Annotated in this window: 12 protein-coding genes and 4 pseudogenes; 7 read left to right on the top strand and 9 right to left on the bottom strand. The window is 67.7% G+C overall.

The genetic code is table 11. The features are described from left to right. The first annotated feature begins 231 nt into the window (after positions 1-231). Genes ACZ4Z3_RS32210 through ACZ4Z3_RS32200 form a run of 3 tightly spaced genes read left to right on the top strand, consistent with a single transcriptional unit; the run spans position 232 to position 1,856 of the window. A complete protein-coding gene (locus ACZ4Z3_RS32210) occupies positions 232-825 on the top strand; it encodes a molybdopterin-dependent oxidoreductase (protein WP_468504333.1) in 594 nt (197 codons plus the stop codon). A 10-nt stretch (positions 826-835) separates the two neighbouring features. After that, the gene (locus tag ACZ4Z3_RS32205; RefSeq protein ID WP_468504332.1) at positions 836-1,555 is read left to right on the top strand and encodes an FAD-binding oxidoreductase; all 720 of its coding nucleotides are present in this window, start codon (positions 836-838) and stop codon (positions 1,553-1,555) included. Between the two features lie 10 nt (positions 1,556-1,565). Beyond that, positions 1,566-1,856 (top strand): DUF6510 family protein, encoded by a 291-nt coding sequence (locus ACZ4Z3_RS32200; protein ID WP_468504331.1) that lies wholly within the window; start codon positions 1,566-1,568, stop codon positions 1,854-1,856. A 385-nt stretch (positions 1,857-2,241) separates the two neighbouring features. Here the strand turns inward: ACZ4Z3_RS32200 and ACZ4Z3_RS32195 are convergent. The 5 genes and pseudogenes from ACZ4Z3_RS32195 to ACZ4Z3_RS32175 all read right to left on the bottom strand — a co-directional run. After that, positions 2,242-2,500: pseudogene (locus tag ACZ4Z3_RS32195) on the bottom strand (hypothetical protein); the annotation flags it as partial. A gap of 471 nt (positions 2,501-2,971) precedes the next feature. Then, positions 2,972-3,490, bottom strand: a complete 519-nt coding sequence (locus ACZ4Z3_RS32190; RefSeq protein ID WP_468504330.1) for a hypothetical protein — start codon at positions 3,488-3,490, stop codon at positions 2,972-2,974. Continuing rightward, the gene (locus ACZ4Z3_RS32185) at positions 3,487-5,520 is read right to left on the bottom strand and encodes a putative bifunctional diguanylate cyclase/phosphodiesterase (RefSeq protein ID WP_468504329.1); all 2,034 of its coding nucleotides are present in this window, start codon (positions 5,518-5,520) and stop codon (positions 3,487-3,489) included. The genes ACZ4Z3_RS32190 and ACZ4Z3_RS32185 overlap by 4 nt, the downstream gene beginning before the upstream one ends. Positions 5,521-6,050: 530 nt before the next feature. Next, positions 6,051-6,741 (bottom strand): annotated as a pseudogene (locus ACZ4Z3_RS32180) (CHAT domain-containing protein); the annotation flags it as partial. 4 nt (positions 6,742-6,745) lie between these two features. Next, positions 6,746-6,997: a hypothetical protein gene (locus ACZ4Z3_RS32175; RefSeq protein ID WP_468504328.1), complete on the bottom strand. Its 252-nt coding sequence runs from the start codon at positions 6,995-6,997 to the stop codon at positions 6,746-6,748. A gap of 6 nt (positions 6,998-7,003) precedes the next feature. Here ACZ4Z3_RS32175 and ACZ4Z3_RS32170 point away from each other — a divergent pair. From ACZ4Z3_RS32170 to ACZ4Z3_RS32160, 3 genes and pseudogenes are all read left to right on the top strand, one after another. Further along, positions 7,004-11,146 (top strand): annotated as a pseudogene (locus tag ACZ4Z3_RS32170) (DNA/RNA non-specific endonuclease); the annotation flags it as partial. Beyond that, complete coding sequence (locus ACZ4Z3_RS32165; RefSeq protein ID WP_468504327.1) at positions 11,124-11,648, top strand: SMI1/KNR4 family protein; 525 nt, start codon at positions 11,124-11,126, stop codon at positions 11,646-11,648. The pseudogene ACZ4Z3_RS32170 and the gene ACZ4Z3_RS32165, both read left to right, overlap by 23 nt. Positions 11,649-11,674: 26 nt before the next feature. Further along, positions 11,675-12,313 carry a hypothetical protein gene (locus tag ACZ4Z3_RS32160; RefSeq protein ID WP_468504326.1) on the top strand — a complete coding sequence of 213 codons (639 nt, stop codon included), beginning with the start codon at positions 11,675-11,677 and terminating at the stop codon, positions 12,311-12,313. 399 nt (positions 12,314-12,712) lie between these two features. Here the strand turns inward: ACZ4Z3_RS32160 and ACZ4Z3_RS32155 are convergent. Continuing rightward, positions 12,713-12,985, bottom strand: a pseudogene (locus ACZ4Z3_RS32155) (transposase); the annotation flags it as partial. 389 nt (positions 12,986-13,374) lie between these two features. On the opposite strand from ACZ4Z3_RS32155, the gene ACZ4Z3_RS32150 reads away from it, so the two are divergent. Then, positions 13,375-13,743 carry an NB-ARC domain-containing protein gene (locus tag ACZ4Z3_RS32150; protein WP_468504325.1) on the top strand — a complete coding sequence of 123 codons (369 nt, stop codon included), beginning with the start codon at positions 13,375-13,377 and terminating at the stop codon, positions 13,741-13,743. Between the two features lie 1,902 nt (positions 13,744-15,645). Here ACZ4Z3_RS32150 and ACZ4Z3_RS32145 read toward each other — a convergent pair. From ACZ4Z3_RS32145 to fabG, 3 genes are read right to left on the bottom strand one after another with little or no spacing between them, the layout of a single operon-like run. After that, positions 15,646-16,824 carry a thiolase family protein gene (locus tag ACZ4Z3_RS32145; protein WP_468504324.1) on the bottom strand — a complete coding sequence of 393 codons (1,179 nt, stop codon included), beginning with the start codon at positions 16,822-16,824 and terminating at the stop codon, positions 15,646-15,648. Positions 16,825-16,853: 29 nt separating this feature from the next. After that, positions 16,854-18,506, bottom strand: coding sequence for a long-chain fatty acid--CoA ligase (locus tag ACZ4Z3_RS32140; RefSeq protein WP_468504323.1), 1,653 nt, complete (start codon positions 18,504-18,506; stop codon positions 16,854-16,856). Further along, on the bottom strand, positions 18,500-19,258 hold the full coding sequence (gene fabG / locus ACZ4Z3_RS32135) for a 3-oxoacyl-ACP reductase FabG (RefSeq protein WP_468504322.1): 759 nt from the start codon (positions 19,256-19,258) through the stop codon (positions 18,500-18,502). The genes ACZ4Z3_RS32140 and fabG overlap by 7 nt, the downstream gene beginning before the upstream one ends. Between the last annotated feature and the right edge of the window lie 19 nt (positions 19,259-19,277).

Genomic DNA, 19,277 nt, shown 5'->3' with positions numbered 1-19,277 from the left:
CGCGAAACAACCGATTATGGGATGAAACGTCGGATGAAAACGACCTCTCGCTGATGTGGGGGCGTGGAGCGTTCAGGCTCCGGCGGTGTCGACGACGATGTTGGTGCGACCGTCAAGGCGGCCGGTTCCCCCGTGCACGCCACGGTCGGCGGCTTCAGGGCTGCTGATGGTTACGGAGGCGAGAATGCTCACGACTGGTTACGCTGTCGATACGATGGGTGGTGAGCACATATGGTCACGCGCGGATTCACGGGACGTCCTCGACGCACGGAAGGCGCTGTCCCGCCGGGGCAGTTCGTCACCAGTGACTTCCCGGTGCTCACGGCGGGCCCGACCCAGCACGTACCGACCCGCGCGTGGGAGCTGGTGGTCACCGACGGGACCACGGAGAAGACCTACACGTGGGCATCGCTGCGCGAACTGGGCGTGGTGGACCTGACCACCGACATTCACTGCGTCACGCACTGGTCCAAGCTGGGGACGACCTGGCAGGGCGTTCCGGTGGCGGCCGTGCTGGAGGACGCCGGGGTGGCCGACGAGCCCTACGCGCTGGTGTCCTCGTACGGCGGCTACACCACGAACGTCCCGGTGCAGGACCTGGTGGACCGCGACGCGATGATCGCGGTGGGCTACGAGGGCGGTCCGATCCCGGCCGAGCACGGCGGGCCGGTCCGGCTGCTGGTGCCGCACCTGTATCTGTGGAAGTCTGCCAAGTGGTTGCGCGGGATCCGGGTGATGCCCGAGGACGAGTCAGGGTTCTGGGAGAACGCTGGCTACCACCACCGCGGTGACCCGTTCCTCGAACAGCGCTACTACGGTGACTGACCGTTCAACCATGCCACCGCGCGTGCGCGCCGTTCACGGCTGGCGAGCCGCCACTGTCGCCGGTACGGCGCGTGAGAGCGCCTCGGCCCGCAGCATTCGGCTCGCCGTCGACGGCTGGCCGGGGCATGTCGCCGGCCAGCACATCGACGTCCGGCTCACCGCCGAGGACGGGTACCAGGCCACCCGCAGCTTCTCGCTGTCCTCCGCGCCCGGGGAGGCGCCGCAGATCACCGTGGAACGCGTGGACGACGGCGAAGTGTCTCCGTATCTGGTCGACGTCGCCGCCGACGGTGATGCCCTGGAGGTCATGGGACCGGTGGGGGGCTATTTCGTGTGGCAGCCCGGCGACGACGTACCGCTGCTCCTGGTGGCCGGCGGCTCCGGCGTCGCGCCGATGCGCGCCATCTGGCGGGCCGCCCGCGCTCACGGCACTCCGGTGCGACTGGTGTACTCCGCGCGCACCGCGGACCGGGTCATCTTCGCCGACGAGCTGCGCAGTCCCAACGGGCCGGAGAGCACCGTCCACCTGACCCGGGAACGCGCGGCGGGGTTCGAGCACGGCCGGCTGAGACCCGAGCACCTGAGCGCGCTGCTTCGTCCCGGTGGTGTTCGCGAGCCGCGGCTGCGGGCTTACGTATGCGGCCCGACCGCCTTCGTCGAGGAAACCGCCCGCGGACTGATCGGCGCCGGCTTGGACGCCGACTCGTTGAGGACCGAGAGGTTCGGATAGGAGGCCCGCAGTGAACGCAGAGGAAGACCTCCTCTCCGTGCCCCCGGAGGACGGCTATGTGGACGGCAACGCCGTCGCCGGGGCGATGTCCCTGGCTCTGGGCCGGGACGCAACCACGATCGTTCTGGAGTGTGCCGAGTGCGGGGATCGGCACCGCGTCGCCGAGACCAGGGTCTATCTGCGCTGTCCCGGCATGGTGGTGCGCTGTCCGGCGTGCTCGGCGTGCGAGGTGCTGCTCGTCGACCGACCACGCCGGCTCCAGCTCACCCTGATGTCGATCCGTACCTTGGCGCTGCCGTGACCCCCGCCCCGCCGGGCGAAGACCGAGAGGCGGTGGCCGAGCGGCGTGCTCGGGCGGCCCGGCCGCCGGCATGCGCGGACATCGTCGACGCCCTCGGACGAATCCATCGGCACACGACCGGCGGAGCCGGCACCGAAGGCCAGCGAGAACGCTGACACACCAGGGCAACGAGGAAAGCACTCCGGCCGAAGCGGGCTCTGCGAGTCAAGCTCGCTCGGAGCGCCATCACCTCACGTCGCCGACATGGTCGGATCGCGCGGTTCCCGGCGTTCCTGCCCGACCCAGCCGGCAGCAACGGGAACGTGGCAGCCGGCCGTCCGATGTGACTGCAGCGGGCCCCGGCGAATACCGGGGCCCGCTGTCGCGCTGGTCAGGAGGGAGGATGTCAGCAGCCGTTGAGGATCGAGGACAGGGCGCTCTTCTCGGTGGAGTCGACCGACATGCCGTAGTAGTACTTCACCTGGACCCAGGCGCAGGTGTAGGCGTAGGTGCAGCGGTAGGCGGCGCGGGAGGGCCACCAGGTGCCAGGGTCTTGGCCGCCCTGAAACTGGTTGACGTTATCGGTGACGGCGAGGAACTGGGGAGCGGGTGAGGTCGTTGGCGACGGACTGCCGCTTGGAGGTGGTCCAGTTGTAGGCCCCGGAGCCTCGACGACACGTGCGGCTTGCTGTGGGAGGCCCTCGCCCACGAGGCCGTCACCCGCCCAGTGTTCGGCCCCCACCGGCGTCGACGACCTCACGCCAGACTGGACGACAGCCCAACGCACCACCGGGTAATACCCGCACGGAGCAGGCCCCGGTCAGGTCGGCGCCGATGAGCACTTCCGCTTCACGGGAGCGGCCGGGCCGTAGATCGGGCAGGGCCGCGGACGGCCGGCTGCCGATCGGCACCTGCGCCATCAACGGATGCAGGGTCTGTCAAACGAACGGTTTCACCAGGGTGGTTGGCACCCTCGGTGGTGTGCGGGAAACCGACCTCGTTGCCGTTGTCGTCGGTGCGCACCCCCTGCGGAAGCGCCACCCACCGCTCCGGCTGTGGTGTTGTCGGCCGGCCGTACCTCTTGGTGAGCTCTTGCTGCTTGGTGGGGGGCACGTGTTCTGTACGGCAGGGGCCGTTCAGGGTAAAGGTGGGGGTTGGGTCTGGCCGGCGGCGCTGTTGGCGTTGCGGGCTGCTCGGGTCAGGGCGTCCATGTCAGGGGTGTCGCTGCGTTGCAGGACGTAGAGCTTGCCCATGGCGAGGAGGCTGGGGCCGCAGAGCATGATGGCGAGCCACCAGACGTCTTTGGCGACGTAGATGCCGGCGCCGAGCATGGTGATGCTGATGACAGCTCCGACGTAGAGGCGGGCCGTCCGCAGGGCGTGCTGGCGTTTTTCCTGCGCCAGGCGTAGCTCGCGTTCCGCTGCGGCTTTTGCGTTCTCATCGGCGCGGGTGGCGGCTTCCCGCTGCATCTCCAGTCGTTTCAGCAGGGCTTGGTGGTCGCGTTTGAGCTGTGGTTCGAGGGCTTCGAAGGCGATCTTGAGCTGCTCCGGTCCGCCGAGGGCAGCGCCCCATTTCATGGCGATCTCGAGCCCGGCCGAGACGACGGGGTCACCGGGTGGGAGGGGCAGAGCGCTGCTGTTGTCTTCCACGCTCATCGCCGGGTGCCTCCGTCGTCGCTTCCTGCTGGGCTGTACTCAAGGGGGGTCGGTTCGGGCGGGGGACCGAGATGGACAAAGAGCCAGGCGAGGGCGTGTTCGAAGTCGGTCGCTGCGCGGGTCACGGCGATGTCGTCCTGCCGGTGGGAGGCGTAGCTGCGCAGCAGCTCCCGTGCGGCATCCGCATCGCCGGTGAGAGAGTCGGCCGATGCGGCGTCCTGCCCGTCACCGTGTCGGCGAGCGGATGCTGCCGTGTGGTGCGGCACCGGGTAGCGTCCGCTCACCAGCGCACGGCGCAGCCTGTATTCATCGAGCGGGCCAGCGAACGCCAGGCCGCGGCCGTGCGTGCATCCCAGCTCGCGCAGGGCCTCGATCTGCTCGGGCAGGTCCACGCCGTCGGCCCACGACTCCAGCCCCAGGTCGGCAGAGATTCGCAGCAACCCGCTTGCGATCTGGCCCAGCCGTGCCGACTCCGGGATATCCCCGACGATGGTGTGATCGAGCATGAGGACGTCAGCGGGCAGCTGGCGCAGTGCGGAAAGGGATGCGTATCCCTCGGCGAGAGCACCCAGCGCGATACGGACGCCGAGGCTGCGCAAGGCATTGAGCTGGGGCTCGAGCCCTTCGTCGACGGTGTGGCCTTCCGAGTGCGTGGTCTCGATGATCAGTCCGCCGAACGAGTTCCCGTACTGCGTGAGCAGCCCTTCGACAAAGGCGGGCAGAGAGGGTTCCCGTAGTCCTCGTGCGCTGATCTGGACGGACACAGGCGCCGACACCCCGCTGCTCAAGCGTGCGGCAGCCTGCGTGATCGCCTCCTTGAGCATCCAGCGGTTCAGTTCCGCTTCGTCGTCGCCCGCAACCATGCGCTGCTCGGCAAGCGTGAACAAAACCCCTTGAGCAGAACGCCAGCGGACCTGAGCGCTGACAGCAGTGACCGTTCCAGTGCTCAGCTCGACCAAGGGTTGGTGAAGGAGCACGAATTCGCCCCCGCCCAGGGCCGCACGGACTCTGCCGGCGCGTTGCGCATCGTGTGTCTGCGCCTCCTTCACGGGCGGCGCATAGAGCTCGACACGGTCCTTGCCCGTGGCTTTGGCGCGACGCAGGGCAAGACTGCCGTGGCGCAGCAGTTCCGTGGCGCTCACCCCAGGCGTGGCGAAGGCGACACCGATGGACGCAGTGATCCGTACCTCGCCGCCGGCAACGGCATACGGCACCGACAGCGCGTCCCGCAGGCGGCTGGCGTACTGCAGGATGTTCTGCTCACCGACGCTGCGGTCCGAACTGCGCTGTTGCACCACGAGTACTGCGAACTCATCGCCGCCCAGGCGGGCCACCGTGTCCCCGTCCCGTGCCGCTTGCCCGAGACGGTCGGCGACGTGCAGCAGCAGCGCGTCGCCCGCCTCGCTTCCGAGACGGTCGTTGAGACCCTTGAAGTCGTCGAGCCCTATGACAAGCGTGGCAACGCCATGCCGGGCGATGTGACGGTGGTCGAGAGCCCGGCGTGCGCGTGCGGTGAACAGATTGCGGTTGGCCAGGCCGGTGAGCGCATCGTGCTCTGCGTCATACTGCAACTGAGCCTGCAAGCGCGTCCGCTCGGTCACATCACGGCAGTTGAAGATCAGACCGCCCCGGTGGCGACTGATGGACGCCTCAGTGTTGAGCCAGGTGCCGACACCCGACTTGACGCGGAACTCGATACGACTGTCCGGCACCGCGGCGGGATTGGCGGCGAGGAACCGGCGGACTTCGTGGACGACCATGCCGAGGTCCTCGGGGTGGATCACCGCCGCCAGTTCGGAGCCGACCAGTTCGTCGGTGTCGTAGCCCCACGCTCCTGCCGCGGATGGGCTGACGTACTGGATGATGCCGGCTGGCGTGACGATCACGATGACGTCACTGGAGCCCTGCACCAGGGAACGGAAGTGTCCTTCCTTTTCGGCCAGTTGTCGGGTGAGCTTGCTGTTGCGGAACAGCAGCAGGCCCTGGTGCACGACGAGAGTGAACCCAACTGCGCTCGTGATGGAGACCATGACGGGATTGACCGCGCGGCCGCTTGCGACACTGAAGAGGACGCCGAGTATGCAGACGACGGCGGTCAGGTAGTGGGTGAGAATTGGCCACGTCGCGTACGCACGGGAAGTCCGGCGTAATGAGGTCCTGAATCTGCGCACGATCGCCCCCCTATCGAGATGGTGGCACAGGGCTCGAGCCTGCGTAGGGCTTTCATCTGACCCGGCTCGTGCACTGTCGTCCGGCGGTATTGCCGTGCCAGCAGTACGACCAACTCGAAGAGGGCACAGCCGCGAGATCTGGGGCGAGCGCCATCGGATTCACTGGGTGGACCGTGCCCGGCTGCGGCGGTGGGCGCAACACGGCACACTCTGCGGGAACTGCTGCGCTGTGGGCCGCCTTCAGGCGGATGCCCGGTTACCGCATGGGCTCACTGGCTGACGGAACCCCGATCCTCGCTGCCGCTGCCGTCGGTGTGGCAATCAGGCACGACTGCGGAGCGAGCGCATGGGCTGGCCAGGACTTCTTGCCCCGGCGGCATCGTGTGTCGTCAGGCGCCGCCGAATGCTGTGAACGCCCAGCCTGTGGCTTGGTGTACCGGGTCGGTCGGGAGGGCGGCGCGGACTTTGCGAAGAGCCTCGGCCAGGAAAAGCCCCGCGACTAGCCCCTTGTGTCGGGCGAGCATCAGGGGGACTACCGCGGTGTCGTTGACGGGTGCGCTGCATGCCACCATTCCGGCCGTGCCGAGCGGTAGCAGTGCGGTGATCAGACTGAGGACTTCGCCTGCAGCGACCCGGTTGAGGCGACCGGTGTCGCAGCAGGAGAGGATGATGCGGTAGGGGCTGCGGTCCAGGCGCTCGAATTCGTGGAGCACCATCGGTCCGTCGGCCATCCGTAGTGCCGAGAACAGGGGGCTGTCGGCGCGGAACGTGCCGTGGGCGGCGATGTGGGCCAGCGCGGCGCCGTCGAGTTCGTTGAGCACACGTGGCACGCGTGCGTCGGCATGTTCCAGGACTATGGCACCGCCGTATTGGCCGGCCAGGTGAGGGACTTCAGCGCCGCCGGTCGCAAGGCCAGGCCCGCGCACCAGGACAGGTTGCCCGCGCGGCGGAGGTTCGGTCTCCTGCGCGCGTAGCCAGCCGCTCGCCGACGGCGACACGCTGGACCCGTTCCCGCAGCGACGGCAGCAGCGCCCACTGCACCCGGTGCAGCCAGGCCGCCGGTACGACCACCAGGGGACCATCGTCAGACCAGGAGGTCGTCGAGAGTGTGGTCGGCGAGCAGAACCTCGAGCTGGTTCTCCAGTGCACGCAGGCGATCACGTTCCCGCTGTGTCACCGCCGCGGTCACGCGCCGGCTGAGGAACTCTGCTGGCCGCTGGCCCCGCGCGGCTGCTGCCCGGCGGATGGCCGCCATGTCGCTTCGGCTGAATGCGACGTTGAGCCGTACCCGGCCGTTGCGGTCCGCGTAGTGCGTGCTCAGGACGTCGATGGGCATCGCCCCGGCCTGCCCGCCGTCACCACCGCCAAGCAGGTCACCCAGTCCGACGCGAGCAAGCGCGACATCGTGCTGGAGGCCAACACGTACGACGCCGCGGGCAACCTGACCAAGCAGGTCACCGGCGGTGGCAGGACCACGGAGACCTTCACGGTCGACGCGCTGGGCCGCACGGAACGCAGCGTGCTCGACCCGGGCGGCCTGGGCCGTGCCACCGACTACCGTTACGACGCCGACGACCGGGTCAAGGAGGAGTCCCAGACCATCACGGGGGACAAGAAGCTCACCACGACGTCCGACTACGACGTGGCCGGGAATCTGAAGAAGCAGACGGTCACCGACGGCACCAGCACCCACACCACCACCCGCACCTACGACCAGCGGGGCCTGGAACTGACCTCGGTCACCCCGCGCGGCAACGAGCCCGGCGCGAGCGCCGCCGCCTACACCACCACTTACCGGTACGACGAGCTGGGCCGACTGTTCCAGGAGACGGCACCGCGGGTCGAGGCCGAGGAGAACGGCGGTGCCGCTACAGCGGTGCAGCCGGTCACCCGCACCGGCTACAACGCCTTCGGCGACGTCACCGAGGTCAAGGACGCCCGGGGCCATGTCACCCGCACGGAGACCGACCGGCTCGGCCGTACGACCGCGGTGACCCTGCCCGGGTACACCCCGCCGGGCGGCACCGAGCTCACGGCCGTCCTCCGCGCCACGTACACCCCGCTCGGGCTCCAGGAATCGGTCACCGACCCGCTGGGACGGGTCACGAGTTACGGGTACGACCAGCTCGGCAGGGTGATCAAGAAGACTGACCCGCCGGCTGATCCCGTCGCCGCGCTGCTCGGCGAGGGCAGCTCGGAGATCCAGGTCGGCCCGGTCACGGCGGCCGACGGCGGCGGAATCTCCAGCTACACCTGGACACCCACCGGCCTCCAACTGTCGGCGACCGGTCCAACCGGGGCCCGCGCCGAGGCCACATATGACGAACTCGGCCGACAGCTGACCTCGACGGTCGTCGAGCGGTACCCGGAACTGCAGAACCTGACCAGCCACTACACGTGGGACGACGCGGGCAATCAGACGCTGTCGAAGACCCCCGCCGGCCGGATCACGTCCGCCACGTACAACCCCGCCGGCGAGAGGATGTCTCTGAGTGACTCGGTCGGCACCGCGCGGTTCGCATACGACGGCCTCGGTCGCCAGACCGAGTTCGTCGACGCCACCGAGCGAAGGACGGTGACCGCGTACAACGCTCTCGACGATGTCACCGCGACCACCGACTACGGCACCGGCACCACCGCCCTGCGCACCATCGGCCAGGAATACGACGCCGACGGCAACCGCACGGCTCTGATATCGGCGGAGAAGAAAGTCCGTACGACGTTCACGTACGACGCGCTCGGCCGGATGACCAAGCAGGTGGAGCCGGTCACATCCACCAAGTCGATCACCACGACGTTCGGTTACGACGCCGAGGGCAACCGCACCCGTTTCACGGACGGCCGGAGCAACTCCACGGTCTACACCTTCAACAGCTGGGGTCTGCCGGAGTCCACCATCGAACCCGCCACGACGGCCGGCCCGAACGCGGCGGACCGTACCTGGACCACGGTCTACAACCGGGCAGGGCAGCCGGTGACCGAGCTGCTGCCGGGCGGCGTGAAGCGTGAGAGCACCTATGACGGTCTGGGCCGGCTGATCGGCGAGACCGGCTCCGGCGCGGAGGCGGCCACCACCGCCCGCACGCTGGAGTACGACCTGGCCGGCCGTCTGACCGCTGTCGGCGTGGCCGGTGGGGCCACCCGCAACACGTACATCTACAACGACCGGGGCCAGCTCCTGACCGCGGCAGGTGCGGGCGGGGTCTCCGAGTTCACCTACGACCTCGACGGCAACATGACGCACCGCAAGACCGCCGCAGGCAGTACCGACTATGGATACGACAGCGCCGGGCGGCTCGACTGGGCCTGGGACTCCCTCACCGGCAACGACATCTGGTACGACTTCGACGCGGCCGGCCGGCCCAAGCTGGAGCGGTACGCGGTCAAGCCGGCCGGTTCCTCGGTCTGGACGGAGTCGACCCGCCGTACCTACAGCTACGACGGCCTCGGCCGGCTCACCGGGGACAAGGTCACCCTCCCGGACGGGACGGGCACCATCGCGTCTACGGACTACACCCATGATCTCGACGACCAGGTGAAGACCAAGAAGACCGCCGGTACCGCCGGAGCCACCACCCACACCTACGCCTACGACGACGCCGGGCGCCTGACCTCCTGGGCGCATGACGGCAACACGACAGCGTTCGAGTGGGACGACTCAGGCAACCGCACCAAGTCCGGTTCCGCCGACGCGACGTTCGACGCGCGCAACCGACAACTGACGGACGGCGCGAAGACCTTCACGTACACCCCGCGCGGCACGCTCTCCTCCGTGAACAGCGGCACCGGCACGGCACGGACGCTGACCTTCGACGCCTTCGAACGGAAGATCACCGACAGCGGGGTCGAGTACTCCTACGACTCACTGGACCGCATCCAGACGCGAAATTCGACGACCTTCGCCTACGACGGAGGCTCGGGCGACCTGGCCACCGACGGCGACAGCAAGTACAACCGCACACCGGAAGGCACCCTGCTCTCCGCCTCAACCGGCACCACCAAGCTGTGGGCACTCACCGACCAGCACACCGACCTCGTCGCCGGCCTGAGCGCGGACGGCAAGACGGTCAACGGCTCCACCGCCTACGACCCCTTCGGCGAGGAGATCGCCACCAACGGCACCACGCCCTCCGTCGGCTACCAGTCCGGCTACACCGACCCGACCTCGGGTGACGTCAACATGGCGGCCCGCTGGTACCAGCCCGGCACGGGTTCCTTCGGCTCCCGGGACACCTGGCAGCTCGACCCGGTGCCCTCTGCCCAGGGCAACCGCTACGGATACGCCAACGACGACCCGGTCAACGGAACGGGTCCGACGGGACACGTGTGCGCATGTGGCGGCGGCAGCGGCCGGGTGGGTGTGGGCGGAGGCGTCCGGCGCGGGTCCGGGGGCGGCAGGTACGGCGACGTCGCACCGAAAAGGTACAACCCCTCCCGAAGGTCCGGCGGCAGGACGCGTCCGTCCGGAAGGTCGAATCGCAACTTGACGAACAGCCGGGCCCAGGCACGCAAGAATGCCCGGGAGCTGGCGCGCGTGGAACGGTGGTTCTCCAGGCCCCGTCCCGTCGGCCGCGCCTCCACGGGACGAGGCAACTCCTACCGCGGATGCACGTACGGCTGCTCCACCACCCCCTACAGGGGAACCAGCGCCACCCGCACCACCCGACCTCCCAAGCCCCCGACCCCCCAGAACCCGAACCGGGGCAAGAACCCGACTACGGCCCCAACGCGACCGGTGCCCAGACCGCGGGTCGACGTGGGGCGCGTCAAGCAGCAGGCGCTGCAGCGCGCGGTCGTGGTGGACCAGCGAGCGGTCATCGCGGCGACCTTCGACGGCGACAGACAGTTCTCGCCGGACGAGCAGACATCCCTGGAGTTGCTTGAGGACATGTTTCCGGACCAGAGCATCGATCCGGACCTTGGCTTCGGGACGTCGGGTGCCGACCCCGGTGCCAAGCGCACGAGGAACTCGTGCTCGCGGGACTTTGCTTCAGCAGATCCTTCCTTCTACTACGCCCCAATGACTCGTTTCGGTGCCGGACCGAACGATTGCAGAGCAACAGGGGCAGTGGCGCATATCGACGAGTACGACTTGCGGCCCTGGAGGCTGGACCCCAAGTGGAAGCCAGCCGGGTACGAGCAACTGCCGGTCGGAAATCGAGCGGCGCTACACCTCATCGGCAACCAGATGGGTGGTGCGAATGCTACCCTTCGCAACTTCGTTGCCGGGTACCAGTCTCCTGCGAATACACCGCACATGAGATCCTTGGAGAACGACGTTACCTCCGCTGTCCGAGCTGGAGAGCGTGTCGCGTACGGTGTTATCCCGGTTTACAACGGGGCGAACCCTGCCATCACGACAGAGATCAGGATGCGTGCAGTGGGTGACGGTGGGTATCGGCTGGATTGCACCGTCTATAATCGTCCGTCCGGCGGTTATTCCTGTTCTGAAAGGTCGTCCGGTGGAAATCTCTCAATTCCGTGAACTCCTGGGGGAGCCGCAGGTCAACGGAGATGTTGACCGTGACTGGCGTGCTCTGGAATCAGGCCTGGTGGAGCAGCTCCCTCGGGACTACAAGGAGTTCGTGACTGCTTACGGCCCAGGTTGCATCAATGACCAGCTCTACCTCTTTCATCCGCGAGCGGCGGGTGGTGACCAGGGGCTCAGGCTTGACTCGCTGTGGGAGCAAGCTTCCTACGCCTTTGGTGAGCTCTCGAGGAGTTATCCCGAGCTTTATCCGTTCACGATTCATCCGGCACCCGGTGGATGTCTGCCTGTGTGTCGCTCTATCTCGGGAAATCATGTATTCATCCAGCCTCCGGCGAAGAAGGGAGGCGGCTGGTCGGTGGTTGTTGAAATGGGGGAGTGGGCTCGGCTGGACATGTCATTCACGGACTTCCTGTGGTCGGCGTTGAGGGGGGGACTGGAGATCCCGATCATTGAAGGTGACGCGTCGTTCGAGCGCGTTGGTCTCGTGGAGCCGTAGCCTGCAGGTCGCGTGTGAGTAGCCTCATGGAGCAGGGCAACGGGAAGCATGGGAATGAAACTGTGCGGCAACTCGGGCAGAGTCTCGTTCCGCTTCACGAGTCGGGCGACACGGTCGACTGGCGAGCGGTTTCCGCCGACTACGGCACTCCTTTTCCCGCCGACTACATGGAGTACGTTGCGGCTTTTGGTGCGGGGACGATCGATCAGACGCTATTCGTGTCGATTCCGCGCCGAGGGATTCCTGCCATGCCCCTCACGGTGTCCAGGCTTCCCGAGGAGGTTCTTCGGGGGGAGGCGATGGACGATTGGCAGCGGTCGGACACGGCTTCGCATCCGGCTCTCTCGGATGTGCTGCTCTGGGGTGACACCAACTCGGCGGACGCGTTGGGCTGGGTGACCACCGATCCCGATCCCGACCGCTGGCCGGTGGTGGTGTGGGCCCGTCAGGGCGGCGGCTGGGCCGTTCATGACTGCGGCATGTCGACGTTCCTGCTGCGGATCCTCCGCGCCGAATTCGCGAAATGCCCTATCGGCGACACGTCCCTCTGGGGCCGGGGCACCGCGCGGTTCCTCAGTCTGAGGGCCGAGCATCGACTTCGGGAGGAAGGTATCGATCCTTGGACCGGTGAACCGGATCCTTTCGCCGGGATGGAGTTCGACTGAGCGAGGAGCCGTTCGCAGGGGCAGCGGAGCACCTTGGAAATCCGAGACCTGGCACACAACCACTCAACAAGACCGTTGTTAAATGCCTCGCCGAAGTCCATGGGGCTGCTCACGGCTCCTCGGATCCATCCGCCGGTGGGCGAGGAGTAGTTGGCCGGAATCGAACGTCCTGCCTGGCCTGACGGACGTAATGGAGGGGTTTGCCGGTCTTCGCGTCTTATGACTGGGTGAGGGCGGTCAAGACTCTCGGGCGTCGGGAGTGCAGTCGGCTGCTGGCATGTCAGGGGCGGTCTTGCCGGACCGCCCCTCCAACGAATGACATCGCAGATCTCAACACAGGTGTGGCCAAGCACTGTGTGGTCCATCAACTTCCCTCGGGTGGCCGCACCACCGGCTGCCGCGGGCGCCGTTGCGGGAGTTGCCGCCGTTCTTGCCTGCCGGGTCGTGCTTGTCATAGCCGAGGTGGTCGGTGATTTCACCCTCGAGGGCGGACTCCAGAAGCCGCTTGGTCAGCTGCTGCAACAGCCCGCCCTCGCCCGTCAGCTGGAGTCCTTCCGTCTGGGCGCGGCCCACCAGCTCGTCGATCAGCTGGTGGTCCACGGACTTCGACGGCTGCAGCACAGCCGCCTCGGTGGTTCGGGCCCGGTCACGTTCTCGCTGGGATCGGTGCATCTTCCTTGATCAGGAGTCACACCGAACGTTTTACAGTCCCGCCGAGCACCGTCCCGGTTATAGAGGGATCGGGTGCTGGCGCCTCTGCCATGCCCACGACTGCTGCATCGAGGCAAGGTGCTGACAGGGGGCGCGGAGGGGCGAGGATCTTTCACCATGAGGGACGGGGGACGCGGGACGGGGCAGGTAGTGGCTGCGCTGTGTGTGGCCGCGGGGGTGTGGCTGTGCGTGGTGGCCGTGCGAGGGGGCTGGGACGCTGCTGACCCAGTCGCCAGCGTTCTCGGCGGCGCTCTCCTTGCGACTTGTTCCGGGCTCAGGCAGGACGACAGGGGATCCGCCGCCTCCCAGCCCCGCCGGCCGTGCCCGACTGGGTTGTCGATCGTGACGAAGTGGAGCAGGTCGTCGCAGCGGTCTGCGAGCGCGCGGGGGCGCGGCTGCCGTTCCGCGGTCTTCGCGGCAGTCGCAGTGGCGGTGCCATGGTCGGGATCACCACGGGCCTGCACGGAGCGGGCGGGTTCGGCAAGACGACGCTGGCCCACATGGTGTGCGCCCACCGCAGGGTCCGCCGTGTCTTTCGCGGGCGCGTGTACGTGGTCACCGTCGGTCGCAATGTGCGGGGCCGGGCGGCGATCGCCGCCAAGGTGGCCGAGGCGACCCGGTTCATCACCGGCGACACTCTCGAATCGGGGAGGACCCCAGCAGGGCGGGGGATCACCTCGGACGTCTGCTGGCCAGGCGGCCACGCACGCTATTGGTGATCGACGATGTCTGGTAGCCAGAACAGCTGGAGCCTTTCTTGCGCGGGGCTCAGGAGCAGTGTGTGCGGCTGGTGACGACCCGCAAGCCGGGTGTTCTGCCGTCCGATGCCTGCCGGATCGTTGTGGACCGCATGTCGTTCGCGCAGGCGCATGCGTCCTCACGCGCCAACTCGACTCCGGCCTGCCGGCGTCCTTGGCGGCGGCTCTGGTCAAGGCGACCGGCCGGTGGGCGCTGCTGCTGCGCCTGGTCAACCAGCTGATCGTCGTTCTAGCCGCCACAGGCGTGCCGCAGGCCGTCGCGGCACAGGCGATCCTGGAGCGGTTGCGCGTGCTGGGCCCGGCAAGCGCTGACCGGAGATGCCGGTGGATCTCGATGACCCCACCTCGCCGTAACACCCCGCAGGCCACGACAAGGCCGTACGGCTGAGGAACCCAGCCACCCGCACCGGCAGCGACGAAGACACCGGAGTACGCAAGGTCGCTGTGGCCGCCGGCTCACGGCTAGCCACCGCCGCCGCCGACGACGGCCGGGTCCGCAGCCGCAACGCGACGACCGGCGCGATCTCACACGTCCTCACCGACTACGTCAGGGGAGTCCGCGCCGTAGCCTTCAGGCCGGACGGCAGCGGCGCTGCTCATGACCGGCGAGCGGAGCGAGGGCCAGCTCTTCCCTGGCCACCGTCGGCGAAGACGGCCAGATGTGGCTCTGGGACCCGCACACCGCAATACCGGCGGCAACCTTCGGCACGGACAGTATCCAGGGCATACGAGCCGCCGCGTACAGCCCTGACGGGACCGTACTCGCCACCGCGGACGACTATCGAACGCACATGAGGGGAAGCCGTTTCATGTTTCGTGTGAAGAGTGACCAGCCCGCTGCGGGTCGGCGGTGGCTCGCCCGCGACCCGGCGCGGGCGCCTGACTGCTCTTGCTGTCGCGGTGGCGGCCGTGGCCGGCGTGGTCTGGCACAGCCTGACGCCTCCACGGCCGCCCGGCAGAATTGGTTCTCGCAGCAGGGCCGGTCGACGAGCACGACGTCATCAGCCAGAACACCGGGGACGTCCCACTGCCTCATGACAGCGGCGACGTCTTCGCGGGACCTCCGAACACAGGCTGTCTCCGGTGCGTGAACGGCCTCAAAGACAAGCTGACTCTCGGCCAGTGACTCGACGGGCGCTTCCACTGCGGCGGTGAGGGCAGTCATCCGGTTCTCCCATGGGTCGATGCGGAGCGGCGCCTGTACCTGTCCCCCGCCGTGCTGCCTATCGGCATCCTCTGCGCGGGGCTGTGGGCCGAACCGGGCGTCCACGTCCACCAGTTTTCCGTTATCCCTGGAACGGGATCTGCCGTGGGCCACCACCGATGACGACGACCCGAAGCCGTTCATCTGGACCCACGTATGCGGTTCACAATAGCGATGGTTCTAGCCAGAGAAGACGTATGAATACTCCACTCATCCGGGTCATCCAGTGGTTGGTTTTGCCCCTACCGGGGCGGAGCGGCAAACGGGCTCGATTCCATGCGCAATGACGTGAGGGGGACGGCTCTCTTCGGTCCCGCAGGCCGGCTGTCGGTTGTGGCAGTCCCTCGCTGACGATGCGGTTCGGCAGACCATGAAGTCCAACGCGGAGGGCGTTCGTGGCGTGATCGCACATCACATGGAGCGCGTCGTGGGGGCGGTGTTCTCAGGTCCTCCGCTTCGATGACCACCTCCCGGGGTGTGTACCGGTCTGCGGTGGTGCGGGGACGGCGTGGAACCAGTACTGACGCCGGCCACCGGTGTCGTGTGCGTGGTCGCGAAACCGGTGGCCGACATGGCGCGGCGGTACGCGCAGCCCCGGAGCAGTCACTCCTCCTGGGGCGTTGCGAAGGGATCGGCAGGACGGCTGCTGCTGACGTCTGCTACAACCGGCGGAACATGGCCGCAAGGGCTTGTCCGCCACCGATGCACAGGGTGACGACGCCGAGCTCGAGGTCGCGGCGAACCAGATCCTGCGCAATCCGCAAGGTCAAGATCGCACCGGTGGCGCCGACCGGATGGCCGAGCGCGATCGCACCGCCGTGGGGGTTGACTCGTCCGGGATCGAGTTTGGCGTCGCGGATGCAGGCGACAGCTTGCGCTGCGAAGGCTTCGTTGACCTCGAACACGTCGATGTCCGAGGGTGCTGTGCCGGTCTTCTCGAACAGCTTGCGCAGCGCCAGTACGGGCGCGTAGCCCATCAGCTCGGGTTCCAGTGCCGCAGCTGCGACGGCTTCCAGTGCGACCAGGGGTCGCAGGCCGCGGGTGATCGCCGCGGTTTCGCGGGCGACGACCAGCGCGGCGGCACCGTCGTTGATCCCTGAAGAATTGCCCGCGGTGACCGTGCCGCCGGCGCGGAAGGCAGGCCGGAGCGTTCGCAGGGTCTCAAGAGACGTTCCGGGCCTGGGGTGCTCGTCCCGGTTGACGATCTGTGTCCTCCGGCCCACGATCTCGACCGGAACGATCTCGTCGGCGAAGATGCCGCTCTCCGAGGCGGAGGCACATCGACGCTGCGACTCGACGGCGAACTCGTCCTGCTCCTGCCGGGATACGTTGTACTTCTCGGCTACGTTCTCCGCGGTGATTCCCATGGGGATGTGGTGAAAGGGGTCAGTCAGCATCATGAGCGTGCCGTCGGCCAGTTCGCGGTGGCTCAGCCGGTAGCCGTTGCGGGCGCCGAAGTCGTAGAACGGCATGCGCGACATCGACTCGTCCCCACCCGCGAGCGCGATCTCGGCGTCGCCGCAGCGCAACTGCATCGCGGCCGACCACACTGCCTGCAGGCCGGAGCCGCACAGTCGATTGACCGTGTACGCCGGCACGTGGGTGGGCAGGCCGGCGGCCATGGCGACGCGGCGGGCGTTGAAGGTGTCGGCGCCGACCTGGCCGACGCAGCCCATCACGACCTCGTCGACCTCGGCGGGATCGACGCCGCTGCGACGCAGCGCCTCGCAAGCGGCCGTTGCTCCGAGCTCATGGGCGGCAACTGAACTCAGGGCGCCGCCGAAACTTCCGATGGGTGTGCGTGCGCCGTTGAGGATGACGATCCGCTCGTCCTGCACGGCGCCTCCTTTCCGTGGACGGATTCGGCTCATGCGATGCGGGTCGAGGCTCGAAGGGCCGTCTTCGACAGCTTGCCTGTGCCGGTTTTCGGCAGGGTGGTCATGAAGACGAACTCGTCGGGCAGCCACCACTTCGCCACCATGGGAGAGATGTGCTGCAGCAGGTCCTCAGCGCTGGTGGCGCTGCCCTCGCACAGGGAGACGTAGGCGACAGGTCTCTCGGTCCAGCGCGGATCCGGTCGGGCGATCACAGCGACTTCGACGACGTCCGGGTGGGAGGCGATGGCAGTCTCGAGTTCGACCGATGAGATCCATTCGCCTCCTGACTTGATCAGATCCTTCATCCGGTCCACGAGCCGGAGGTAGCCGTCGGAGTCGATGGTGGCCAGATCGCCGGTGCGCAACCATCCGTCTTCGGTGAAGCTTTCGTCTGCCTCGACGCGGAAGTAGCCACCTGCCACCCAGGGCCCGGCGACCTGCAGCTCGCCGACGGCGTGGCCGTCACGGGGCAGCTTCCTGCCGGTCTCGATGTCCAGAAGCCGCATGCTCACCAGCGGGAGCGGCTGGCCCTGGGCGGCACGCACAGCGGTCTGTTCGTCGGCGCCGAGCTGTAGGTGCTGGCTGCGAGTGCCGCCTACGGCGCCGACGGGGCTGACCTCGGTCATCCCCCAGGAGTGTGTGATGGGCACGCCGACGGCAGTGCGATACGCCTCCGACAGCGAGTCCGGGACCGCGGAGCCGCCGCCCAGAAGGAACCGCACGGCGCTGAGGTCGTGAGCCGAGAGCCCAGGACTCAGGCTGGTCCACACAGTGGGCACCGCCGCGGCGACGCTGACGCGTTCGGTCTCCATGAGCTGGAGCAGATGCCCGGGTTCCGCTGACGGTCCCGGCAGCACGAGCGAGGCTCCGGCCATCATCGCGCCGTAGGGCAGACCCCAGGCGTTGGCGTGGAACATCGGCACGATTGGCATGACGACATCGTTCTCGCTCAGGCCGATGAAGCCGGCCGCGAGGGTGCCCAGGCAGTGCAGGACCGTTGAACGGTGGCTGTAGAGGACGCCCTTGGGCGGTCCGGTGGTACCGGAGGTGTAGCACAGGCCGGAGGCAAGGTGCTCGTCTGCGAGCGTGAATGTCTGCTCGAACGAGCCCGTGAAGGCAGCAGCACTGGAGATCAGCTCGTCATAGTCACAGACGCGAGGGTCTGAGGGGATCGCGACGTCGCTGCCGTCGGGGAGCACGACCCAGTGGCGCACCCTGGGCATCCGTTCGGCGCTGGGCCAGATCCGTGGCAGGAGCGCCCGGTCGACGAAGATCACGTCGTCCTCGGCATGGTTGACGATGAACTCGACGTGCTCGGGGCTGAGCCGGATGTTGAGGGTGTGCAGGACCCGCTTGGTGGCCGGCACCGCGAGATAGAGCTCGAGATGGCGCCGGTTGTTGCTCGCGAAGGTCCCGACCCGGGCGCCGGGGGGCACTTCAAGCTGTTCCAGCACAGTGGCGAGGCGCCGAGCATGGTCGGTGACATCGGCGTAGGTCAGCTGCTCGATGCCGGCACTGGCGACGAGCTTGTGGGAGTAGAGCAGCTCGGCGCGCTCCAGGATGTGTGCGATGGTCAGTGGGCGCGGCTGCATGAGTCCCGTCATCACGTCGCTGAGGCCGATGGTGTCGTCTGGGGTCAGCATCGGGGGCCACCCGCGACATAGAGGGTCTGACCGGTGGTGAAGGATGCCTCGTCCCTCACGAAGAAGGACACTGCTGCGGCGATGTCCTCGACCGTGCCCGTGCGGCCGACCGGGATGTCGGCGGCGAACTCGGCGAGCAGTTCATCGTAGGACTTGCCCATGCGTGCTGCGGTGGCCTCGAGCATGTCGGTGGCGATGAATCCGGGGGCAACCGCGTTGACGGTGATCCCGAAAGGCCCGAGCTCGATGGCGAGGGTCTTGGTGAAGCCCTGCAGACCGGCCTTCGCGGCCGCGTAGTTGGCCTGACCGCGATTACCGAGGGCGGAGGTGCTCGACATGGAAACGATCCGTCCCCACCGCTCCTGGACCATCCAGCGCTGTACCGCCCGGCTCATCAGGAAGCTTCCACGGAGGTGGACACTCATCACGCTGTCCCAGTCGGCGGTCGTCATCTTGAACAGGAGGTTGTCGCGAGTGATGCCGGCGTTGTTGATCAAAATCGTGGGTGCACCGAGCCGCTCTGCACACTCCTCGACCGCCGAGTTGACAGCCGCCTCCTCACTGACGTCGGCTCCCAGCCCGATGGCGGAGCCGCCGGCAGCGACGATGGCGTCGACAACCGGTGCGCAGGAAGCGGCATCGAGGTCGACCACAGCTACGCGGTGGCCGTTTTCGGCGAGGCGTCGGGCAACGGCTGCACCGATGCCGCGGGCGGCTCCGGTCACGATCGCGACGCGGGACTGGTCAGGCATGGGTATCTCTTTCGGTCAA

The organism is Streptomyces sp. NPDC030296 (assembly GCF_055572815.1).
The sequence above is the reverse complement of the archived record's forward strand: the minus strand, read 5'-3'. Positions and strand labels throughout refer to the sequence as shown.

What these genes read in the sequence shown, in the direction of transcription:
- ACZ4Z3_RS32210 (WP_468504333.1), top strand. Translation starts at nt 232, where the DNA reads ATGGTCACGCGCGGATTCACGGGACGTCCTCGACGCACGGAAGGCGCT.
- ACZ4Z3_RS32205 (WP_468504332.1), top strand. Translation starts at nt 836, where the DNA reads ATGCCACCGCGCGTGCGCGCCGTTCACGGCTGGCGAGCCGCCACTGTC.
- ACZ4Z3_RS32190 (WP_468504330.1), bottom strand. Translation starts at nt 3,490, where the DNA reads ATGAGCGTGGAAGACAACAGCAGCGCTCTGCCCCTCCCACCCGGTGAC.
- ACZ4Z3_RS32185 (WP_468504329.1), bottom strand. Translation starts at nt 5,520, where the DNA reads ATGGTCTCCATCACGAGCGCAGTTGGGTTCACTCTCGTCGTGCACCAG.
- ACZ4Z3_RS32175 (WP_468504328.1), bottom strand. Translation starts at nt 6,997, where the DNA reads ATGCCCATCGACGTCCTGAGCACGCACTACGCGGACCGCAACGGCCGG.
- ACZ4Z3_RS32160 (WP_468504326.1), top strand. Translation starts at nt 11,675, where the DNA reads ATGGAGCAGGGCAACGGGAAGCATGGGAATGAAACTGTGCGGCAACTC.
- ACZ4Z3_RS32140 (WP_468504323.1), bottom strand. Translation starts at nt 18,506, where the DNA reads ATGCTGACCCCAGACGACACCATCGGCCTCAGCGACGTGATGACGGGA.
- fabG (WP_468504322.1), bottom strand. Translation starts at nt 19,258, where the DNA reads ATGCCTGACCAGTCCCGCGTCGCGATCGTGACCGGAGCCGCCCGCGGC.